Genomic DNA, 8,888 nt, shown 5'->3' with positions numbered 1-8,888 from the left:
CCCAATGCCTACGCCCGGCAGCTCAGGGCTGCCGCCTGAAACGGCTTCATGGCGTCCGTTTTCAGGGAGCCAGATCACAACGCCCTCGCCACGGAGTCGACGCTTCTTGAGAGCTTCCTTTGAAATCCCAAGGATATACGCGGCAACCCCCGGGCCGACCCATTCAACCCGCCCGGCCTTCGCTTTCGCCAACTCCAGCTCTTCTGCATGGGTCAGTTCGATTGGCTTGGGCTGGGCTGGACGCCGTCCTGGGCGCAGGCCCATCACCTCCCTTTCCAGTTCAGTTCCAGCGGTCATGACGCCTCCGTGTGCCGGGCGAAAGGCCTAGCCGAATTGCCAGACACCGCCCCCGGCGCCCAACGCGCCTCCAAATCGCTTGCCTGCTGGGCAGCCTTGGCTTCGCGGAGTTCTTGCATAACTATCTGAAGCACGTTGGCGTAGGCGGCGTGGTAGGGCTCACGCGTCTCCCCGTCGCCCCAGGGCGCCTGCAGGGCCACCTCGATCGTGGCATCCCATACATCGCCCCGTTCAAGTGCGCCGCTCAGCACATCGTCGCTCACCACCAAGACATGGCCGGCCACCCGGCCATCCACCAGTGCCCACTCATGGGTAACCACGGCGATGTCATCGAGCGTGGCCAGCGATGCGATGCGCCCCAACTTCTTCTGAAGTCGGCTGGCATCGTCCCGCGCCTGCCGCAAGGCCAATTCGATTTCTAGCTCACGGACCCGTTGCTGGGCTGCGTCCAGTTCATCGATCAGGCGACGCTCTTTGACACTGCGCCCCACGCGTGAGGCCTGCCAAGCCACAAGTTCCGTGTAGGGGTAACGAACGTGCTCGTTCGCCCCTCCTCCAGCGCGGCCGGCACCTTTGACGAAAGGCGGCCCTGCCGGAGGCGTTCGGCGGCGCCAATCCCCAAGCGTGTCGAAGTGGACTCCGAGGTAACGCGCCGCTGCCTTGGTGCTGATCGTAGGAGGCGGCAAGCCTGCGGCAGCTTTGTTCAGCTCAGCATCCAGTGCCGCAGAGCGCAGCTCCAGGTAGTCCTCTTCTTTACGCTGGCATTCCATTGAGTCGCTCCTTACTGGGCGTCGCGCCGGTTTCTTGCTGAGAAAATCGAGACTGGGGCATCGCCGGACTCGTCCAGGCGGGGCTTGTCCGTGCCCTTCAAGCGGTTCCATACACGGGGACTCGTGGCCACCATGTGCTCTTCAACCCGGCCCATGGCCTCGCGGAGCTTGGACCACTCCTGCTCGGTGTAGCGTTCCGATACAGCGGCCATTCGATCCTCGCCTCGCCCCAACGTTCTGTGGTGGAGCAGTTGGGACACGATTCGGCTTTCGCCGAACAGGAGGGCGGCGTAACGGCCGAGCGTCCGGCGCAGATCGTGGAGGGTCAGACCAATGTCCACCTCTGCCCGCAGATCGAGCAACCCCGCGTCCCGGCGCACGTTTGCCACGATGCTCTTGCTGTCCGAGTAGTGCCCCGTCGTGCTTCGGTCCGATCGGGCCGGGAATACAAACATGGTTTTGGCCAGCGCGCGGCGTGCCCTCTCCACCTCTTTTTCCAGCCGGTCCAGCAGATCCCTGCGTGCACGCCTGGCTCGAGCGGCGCCCAACACTTCTTCCGCGTCCGCCAAGTCTTGCTTGAGCTTGGTTTCGTCCGCGCGCTCGTCGAACCGCCGCTGCAAAATCTTTTCAGCAAAGTAGGCCACCGGCAGGTAGCGCTCCTCGCCATTCTTGGTGTCAAACAGGTAGACCTGGGACCCTGCCCGCCTAGTGTAAGGGTTGACCTCATCCGGTGCTGCCAACCAGACCCAGGACACTTCCGACTGGCGCAGCTCGCCCGGGGAGCACCGGTCAAACCAGCGCAGGGGAGCGGCCTCGCCGCGGCGGGTGCCCCAGAGCAGGGTCAGCAGCAGGTAGTCCGCGCCGGTGGCGTTCAAGCCGCCCTGCTCGTCCCGCCTGGCCAAGATCACCTTCAGGACGGTGGGCAGCGTGTCGTCCCCCAACGGATTGCGCACTTCCGCGCGCTCGTAGTGCCGGCGAAGTGCTTGCGAGTCCCGCAGCATGTCGTCGTCGTGGATGACTTGGAACGGGTTGTAACGCAGCACCGGCTCCCGCTGCTGCTGAGCCGCCGCTTTGCGTTCCCGCTTCAGCACCAGGTCGATCGCTCTCTTGGCGTCCGTAAACGCGTGCTCGGTCGATGCTAGACCCGCCGCTTTGACTCGCTGGATGTACTTCCCGGTCACGCCCAACGCTTCGAGCTGTTGCGTGGAAAGTGCGGCCCAATCCGGCTGATCAGCCAGCGCTTGGCGCATCGGGGTGGGGATCCGGTTGGAGCGCACCATGGACGATCGCCGCAGGCCGTCGAACGCACGGTGGATGTCCTTGTCCAACAGCTGAAGGATCGGTTTATCCGCCAGCCCGACTTCCGGGCGGGCAAACCGCGCCAGGCTGTCCTGGATCGCTCGGATGCTTGCGGGCTTGGCCTTCTTGTTGCGCACGCGCTTCTGCAGGTCCTCAACGTAGGCCGCAAAGCAATCCGCCAGCGTCAGCCCCTTCAGCTCAACCAGCTGCTCGGCTCGGGCCTCTTCCTTCGAAGGATGCTCGCCCGTTTCTCGAACGACCGCCAACTTCCGTCGCGCCAGCTCGTAGGCTTGCTCCGGTCCGATGTCGGTGACGCTGCCCAGGGAGAACCGACGAACCCCGGCCGGGCCTCGGACCACGACTTCGTAAGTGGTGCGGGTGGTGCCCACGTAGAAGCCAAAGCCCGTTGGCGCGCCCTGATTGCCGTCCAGGACGCGGTAAGGCTTCCCGGCGTCTTCGGGCAGTCGAGGGGCGATGACCACCCTTCCCTGCTTGCCTTCGACCGGGCCTTTGGCCACGCTCAGTTCGCAGATTTGGCGGTAGGTCAGCTTAAACTTGGTGCCTCGGCGACGCGGGGCCTCTGCCTGCGTCGCAACAACCGTATCCATGGTCGATCCGCCGTCTGTCCGTCGCAACATCGATTTGATCCTCTTTGAGTGATCACCGCAACTGCGGCGCAACGAAGAACCCCGTTACTTGCCGTCAGCTGCCGGGATCGACCGCTACAAACCGTAGGAAGTTCTCTTGCAAACTACTGATTCAAAAGCGAAACCGTCTGCATCGAAGGCCAGTGCAGAGCACACGCCCCTCATGAAGCAGTTCTTCGCAGCCAAGTCCGACTATCCGGACCTGCTGCTGTTCTTCCGCATGGGCGACTTCTACGAGCTGTTCTACGACGACGCGCGCAAGGCCGCGCGCCTGCTCGACATCACCCTGACCCAGCGTGGCAGCTCGGGTGGTGCACCGATTCCGATGGCCGGCGTGCCGGTGCACGCCTACGAGGGCTATCTGGCACGACTGGTCGCGCTGGGCGAATCGGTGGCGATCTGCGAACAGATCGGCGACCCGGCACTGGCCAAGGGGCTGGTCGAACGCAAGGTGGTGCGCATCGTCACCCCCGGCACGGTCACCGACGAAGCGCTGCTGGACGAGCGTCGCGACACCCTGCTGATGGCCCTGTCGCGCAACAAGAGCGGCTATGGCCTGGCCTGGGCCGACCTGGCCGGCGGCCGTTTCCTGGTCAACGAAGTGGACACCGATGACGCGCTGGAGGCCGAACTCGCGCGTTTGGAGCCGGCCGAACTGCTGGTGCCGGATGAGGAGAACTGGCCGGAGTTCCTGCGCCAGCGCAGCGGCGTGCGTCGCCGCGCACCCTGGCTGTTCGACGCCGACAGTGGCCGCCGCCAGCTGCTGAACTTCTTCAAGCTGCATGACCTGAGCGGCTTCGGCATCGACGACAAGCCGCGCGCCACGGCCGCTGCCGGCGCCCTGCTCGGCTATGTCGAGGAAACCCAGAAGCAGCGCCTGCCGCACCTGACCTCCATTTCGATGGAAACCGCCGGCGAAGCGATCGCGATGAACGCGGCAACGCGGCGCCATCTGGAGCTGGACACCCGCGTCGACGGCGATACCCGCAATACCCTGCTCGGCGTGCTCGACAGCACGGTGACGCCGATGGGCGGCCGCCTGCTGCGCCGCTGGCTGCATCGGCCGCTGCGCCTGCGCGAGGTGCTGTCGCAGCGACACCACGCGGTGGAAACATTGATCGACCGCGGCGCGGACGCAGATATCCGCGAACAGTTCCGCCGCCTCGGCGACCTGGAACGCATCCTCACCCGCGTTGCCCTGCGCTCGGCACGGCCGCGCGACTTCTCCACCCTGCGCGATGGCCTCGGCCTGCTGCCGGCCGTACGCGAGGTGCTGGCACCGCTGGATTCACCGCGCCTGCAGACCCTGCACGCCGCGCTCGGCGAACACGACGAGTGCGCGCACCTGCTGGCCAGCGCCATTGCCGAAATGCCGCCGCTCAAGCTCAGCGATGGTGGCGTGCTGGCCGATGGCTTCGACGCCGAGCTGGATGAGCTGCGCCGCCTGTCGACGCACGCCGACCAGTTCCTGGTCGACCTGGAGCAGCGCGAGCGCGAGAGCAGCGGCATCGCCACCCTGAAGGTCGGCTACAACCGTGTGCACGGCTACTACATCGAAATCAGCAAGGGCCAGTCCGACCGTGCGCCGGTGCATTACACCCGCCGGCAAACGCTGACCAACGCCGAGCGCTACATCACCGAAGAGCTGAAGGCATTCGAGGACAAGGTGCTGTCCGCCCGCGACCGTTCGCTGTCGCGCGAGAAGTACCTGTACGAGCAGCTGCTGGACACGCTGGGCACCCAGCTGGAGCCGCTCAAGCAGTGTGCTGCCGCACTCAGCGAACTGGACGTGCTGGCCGCCTTCGCAGAACGTGCGCAGGCGCTGGACTGGGCGCGCCCGGAGCTGCAGGCCGAGCCGTGCCTGAACATCGAGCGCGGTCGCCACCCGGTGGTCGAAGCCGTGCGCGACCAGCCGTTCGAGCCCAACGACCTGGACCTGCACCCAGACCGTCGCATGCTGGTCATCACCGGCCCGAACATGGGCGGTAAGTCGACCTACATGCGACAGAACGCGCTGATCGTGCTGCTGGCCCACATCGGCAGCTTCGTGCCGGCCAGCCGCGCGTTGATCGGCCCGATCGACCGCATCCTGACCCGCATCGGCGCAGGCGACGACCTTGCCCGCGGGCAGTCGACCTTCATGGTCGAGATGGCCGAAACCAGCTACATCCTGCATCACGCCACCGCGCATTCGCTGGTGCTGATGGACGAGATCGGCCGCGGTACCTCCACCTACGACGGCCTGGCCCTGGCCGATGCGGTGGCGCGCCATCTCGCCTACGAGAACCGCTGCTACACGCTGTTCGCCACCCATTACTTCGAACTGACCGCGCTGGCCGACGAACAGCACGAGGGGGGCCGCAGCGGCATCGCCAACGTGCACCTGGATGCCGTCGAGCACGGCGAGGCGCTGGTGTTCATGCATGCGGTGAAGGACGGCCCGGCCAACCGCAGCTTCGGCCTGCAGGTGGCCGCACTGGCCGGCCTGCCGCGTGCCACCGTGGCCCAGGCGCGCCGTCGCCTGGCGGAACTGGAGCAGCGCGGCGGCGAAAGCCATGCCGCCGAACTCGCCCCGCAGGCGCTGGATGCCCCGCAGCAGTTCGGGCTGTTTGCCGCCCCGCCGAACAAGGCGCAGGAGGCGCTGGCCGCGATCGACCCGGACGAGCTGACCCCAAAGCAGGCACTGGAAGCGCTGTACCGGCTGAAGGCGCTGCTGTAAGGCAGGGCGCAGGTTCCGCCGGCCCTGCCCGGCGGACGCCCGCCATGAAGCCTTCGCATTGCCGTCGTGTACACGGCGTTATGCTCGGGCGGTTCGTCCTTCACAGATCGGAGACCGCCATGAACACCGAATCCCTCGCTGCATCCCTTTTTCAGCAGCTGCAGCAGGGCCAAGGCCTGCAGCAGGTCTCGCAGCAGCTCGGCCTGGACAGCAGCCAGGCTACCCAGGCCGTCGGCAGCGCGCTGCCGCTGCTGCTCGGCGCGATGGGCCAGAACGCCAGCGAGCCGCAGGGTGCGCAGTCCCTCCTCAATGCCCTGCAGCGCGACCACCTCGGTTCGGGCGGCGGTGGTGGTGCTGGCGGCGGTTTCGACATCGGCAGCATCCTCGGCGCGGTGATGGGCGGTGGCGGCGGCAACGCCACCAACGGTGCCGGCATCCTCGGCCACGTGTTCGGTGGGCAGACCTCGCAGGCGGCCGAAGTACTGGGCCAGAAGACCGGCCTGGACAGCGGCAGGTCCAGCCAGCTGCTGGCGATCCTGGCCCCCATCGTCATGTCGTTCCTGGCCCAGCGGTTTGCCCAGAGCGGCAACGCCGGCCAGCTCAGCCAGGCCCTGGGGCAGGAAGCACAGCACTCCGGCGGCGGCATCGGCAGCCTGCTCGGCGGTGCGCTCGATCAGGACGGCGATGGCCAGTTCGGCGCCAGCGATCTGTTCAAGCTCGGCGCGGGCCTGCTCAAGCGCTGATCGCGCACAACGATGCAAGCGCCGCCCACCATAGGCATCCACTATCGCATCGGTTGAATCAATCGAATTTACCCATGGTTAGGCGATGCCTATGGTGGGTAAGCGATCTGATTCCCTCATTCGCCAGCCCACAGGTAGAGACCCATGAAAAGCGAAGCGAAGTGCCCGTTCAACCATGCCGTCGTCGGTGATGCGACGACCAACCGCGACTGGTGGCCGAACCAGCTGCGCGTGGACCTGCTCAACCAGCACTCCACGCGCTCCAATCCCCTTGATGCGGGCTTCGACTATGCCAAGGCTTTCAACGGGCTGGACTACAGCGCCCTGAAGGCCGACCTGAAGGCGTTGATGACCGACTCGCAGGACTGGTGGCCAGCCGACTTCGGCCACTACGGCGGGCTGTTCATCCGCATGGCCTGGCACAGTGCCGGCACCTACCGCATCGGTGACGGCCGTGGTGGCGGTGGTCGTGGCCAGCAACGCTTCGCTCCGCTCAACAGCTGGCCCGACAACGTCAGCCTGGACAAGGCACGCCGCCTGCTGTGGCCGATCAAGCAGAAATATGGCCAGGCCATTTCCTGGGCCGACCTGCTGATCCTGACCGGCAACGTCGCACTGGAATCGATGGGCTTCAAGACGCTCGGCTTTGCCGGCGGCCGTCCCGATACCTGGGAGCCGGACCAGGACGTGTACTGGGGCCGCGAGACCACCTGGCTCGGTGGCGACGTGCGCTACAAGCACGGCTCGGAGGGCGTGGAAGAGGGCCACGGCGTGCTGGTGTCCGATGACGATGCTGACGGCGACGTGCACTCGCGCAAACTGGAAAACCCGCTGGCTGCCGTACAGATGGGCCTGATCTATGTGAACCCGGAAGGCCCGGATGGCAATCCCGATCCGGTGCTGGCCGCGCATGACATCCGCGACACTTTCGGCCGCATGGCGATGGACGATGAGGAAACCGTCGCCCTGATCGCCGGTGGCCACAGTTTCGGCAAGACCCATGGTGCCGGCCCGGCCGACCACGTCGGCAAGGAACCGGAAGCAGCGGGCCTGGAAAGCCAGGGCCTGGGCTGGGCCAACAGCTTCGGCAGCGGCAAGGGCGGCGACACCATCACCAGCGGCCTGGAAGTCACCTGGACCCGCACCCCCGCGCAGTGGAGCCACGACTTCTTCGAGATCCTGTTCGGCAACGAATGGGAACTGAGCAAGAGCCCGGCCGGCGCGCACCAGTGGGTCGCCAGGAATGCGGATGCGGTGATTCCCGATGCGCACGATCCGTCGAAGAAGCACCGCCCGACCATGCTGACCACCGACCTGTCGCTGCGCATGGACCCGGCCTACGAAAAGATCTCGCGGAAATTCCTTGCTGATCCGCAGGCCTTCGCCGATGCCTTCGCCCGCGCCTGGTTCAAGCTGACCCATCGCGACATGGGCCCACGTGCGCGCTATCTCGGCCCGGAGATTCCGGCCGAGGAATTCATCTGGCAGGACCCGGTGCCGGAAGCCAAGCACCCGTTGATCGACGCCAAGGACATCGCCGCGCTGAAGCAGAAGATCGCAGCGACCGGCCTGAGCGTGGCCGAGCTGGTGTCCACGGCGTGGGCCTCGGCCTCGACCTTCCGCGGTTCGGACAAGCGCGGTGGCGCCAATGGTGCACGCGTGCGCCTGGCACCGCAGAAGGACTGGGCGGTGAACCAGCCGCAGCAGCTGGCCAAGGTGCTGGCCGCGCTGGAAAAGGTCCAGGCCGAGTTCAACGGCGCGGGCAGCAAGCAGGTGTCGCTGGCCGACCTGATCGTGCTGGCCGGTGGCGTCGGCATCGAGCAGGCAGCGAAGGCCGGCGGCCATGACCTGAGCGTGCCGTTCACTCCGGGCCGCACCGATGCCAGCCAGGAACAGACCGACGTCGAATCGTTCGCGGTGCTGGAACCGGCTGCCGATGGTTTCCGCAACTACCTCAAGGGCGCTTACAGCGTGCCGGGTGAGGCGCTGCTGATCGACAAGGCACAGCTGCTGACCCTCACCGCACCGGAAATGACCGCCCTGGTCGGTGGCCTGCGCGTGCTCGGCGCCAATGCTGACGGCGGCAGGCACGGCGTGTTCACCAGCCGTCCCGGCACGCTGAGCAACGACTTCTTCGTCAACCTGCTGGACATGGGCACCACTTGGAAGGCGACCGGTCGCGAAAGCTATGAAGGCCGCGGCCGCAGCGATGGCGCTGCGCGCTGGACCGGCACCCGTGCCGACCTGGTGTTCGGCTCCAACGCCGTGCTGCGCGCCCTGGCCGAGGTCTACGCCAGCGCCGATGGCGAGAAGAAGTTCGTGCAGGATTTCATCGCCGCCTGGACCCGGGTGATGGAGCTGGATCGCTACGACCTGCACGGTTGATCGGATATGCCAGGTGCCAACCTTGGTT

Annotated in this window: 6 protein-coding genes; 3 read left to right on the top strand and 3 right to left on the bottom strand. The window is 66.3% G+C overall.

The annotated features are described in order from the left end of the window. The 3 genes from ACUXVE_RS08035 to ACUXVE_RS08025 form a co-directional block, all read right to left on the bottom strand. Window positions 1–297, bottom strand: a 297-nt coding sequence (locus tag ACUXVE_RS08035; RefSeq protein WP_445514174.1) for a hypothetical protein, incomplete at its 3' end; no start/stop codon positions are given. After that, window positions 294–1,067: a nucleotide-binding protein gene (locus ACUXVE_RS08030; RefSeq protein ID WP_445514173.1), complete on the bottom strand. Its 774-nt coding sequence runs from the start codon at window positions 1,065–1,067 to the stop codon at window positions 294–296. The genes ACUXVE_RS08030 and ACUXVE_RS08035, both read right to left, overlap by 4 nt. An 11-nt stretch (window positions 1,068–1,078) precedes the next feature. Then, a complete protein-coding gene (locus ACUXVE_RS08025; protein WP_258014820.1) occupies window positions 1,079–2,974 on the bottom strand; it encodes an integrase in 1,896 nt (631 codons plus the stop codon). Between the two features lie 202 nt (window positions 2,975–3,176). Between ACUXVE_RS08025 and mutS the strand changes: the two genes are divergently transcribed. From mutS to katG, 3 genes are all read left to right on the top strand, one after another. Further along, window positions 3,177–5,732, top strand: coding sequence for a DNA mismatch repair protein MutS (mutS, locus tag ACUXVE_RS08020; protein WP_445514172.1), 2,556 nt, complete (start codon window positions 3,177–3,179; stop codon window positions 5,730–5,732). Between the two features lie 119 nt (window positions 5,733–5,851). After that, window positions 5,852–6,475, top strand: coding sequence for a DUF937 domain-containing protein (locus ACUXVE_RS08015; protein WP_208081971.1), 624 nt, complete (start codon window positions 5,852–5,854; stop codon window positions 6,473–6,475). 144 nt (window positions 6,476–6,619) lie between these two features. Further along, window positions 6,620–8,860: a catalase/peroxidase HPI gene (gene katG / locus ACUXVE_RS08010; RefSeq protein WP_445514171.1), complete on the top strand. Its 2,241-nt coding sequence runs from the start codon at window positions 6,620–6,622 to the stop codon at window positions 8,858–8,860. Window positions 8,861–8,888 lie beyond the last annotated feature (28 nt).

The sequence above is a fragment of the Stenotrophomonas sp. 3(2025) genome (assembly GCF_052665395.1).
This window is presented reverse-complemented; position numbering and strand designations above follow the sequence as displayed.

Bases quoted from the DNA above. Each gene is read 5' to 3' on its own strand.
- mutS (WP_445514172.1), top strand. From the start codon at position 3,177: ATGAAGCAGTTCTTCGCAGCCAAGTCCGACTATCCGGACCTGCTGCTG.
- katG (WP_445514171.1), top strand. From the start codon at position 6,620: ATGAAAAGCGAAGCGAAGTGCCCGTTCAACCATGCCGTCGTCGGTGAT.
- ACUXVE_RS08030 (WP_445514173.1), bottom strand. From the start codon at position 1,067: ATGGAATGCCAGCGTAAAGAAGAGGACTACCTGGAGCTGCGCTCTGCG.
- ACUXVE_RS08015 (WP_208081971.1), top strand. From the start codon at position 5,852: ATGAACACCGAATCCCTCGCTGCATCCCTTTTTCAGCAGCTGCAGCAG.
- ACUXVE_RS08025 (WP_258014820.1), bottom strand. From the start codon at position 2,974: ATGGATACGGTTGTTGCGACGCAGGCAGAGGCCCCGCGTCGCCGAGGC.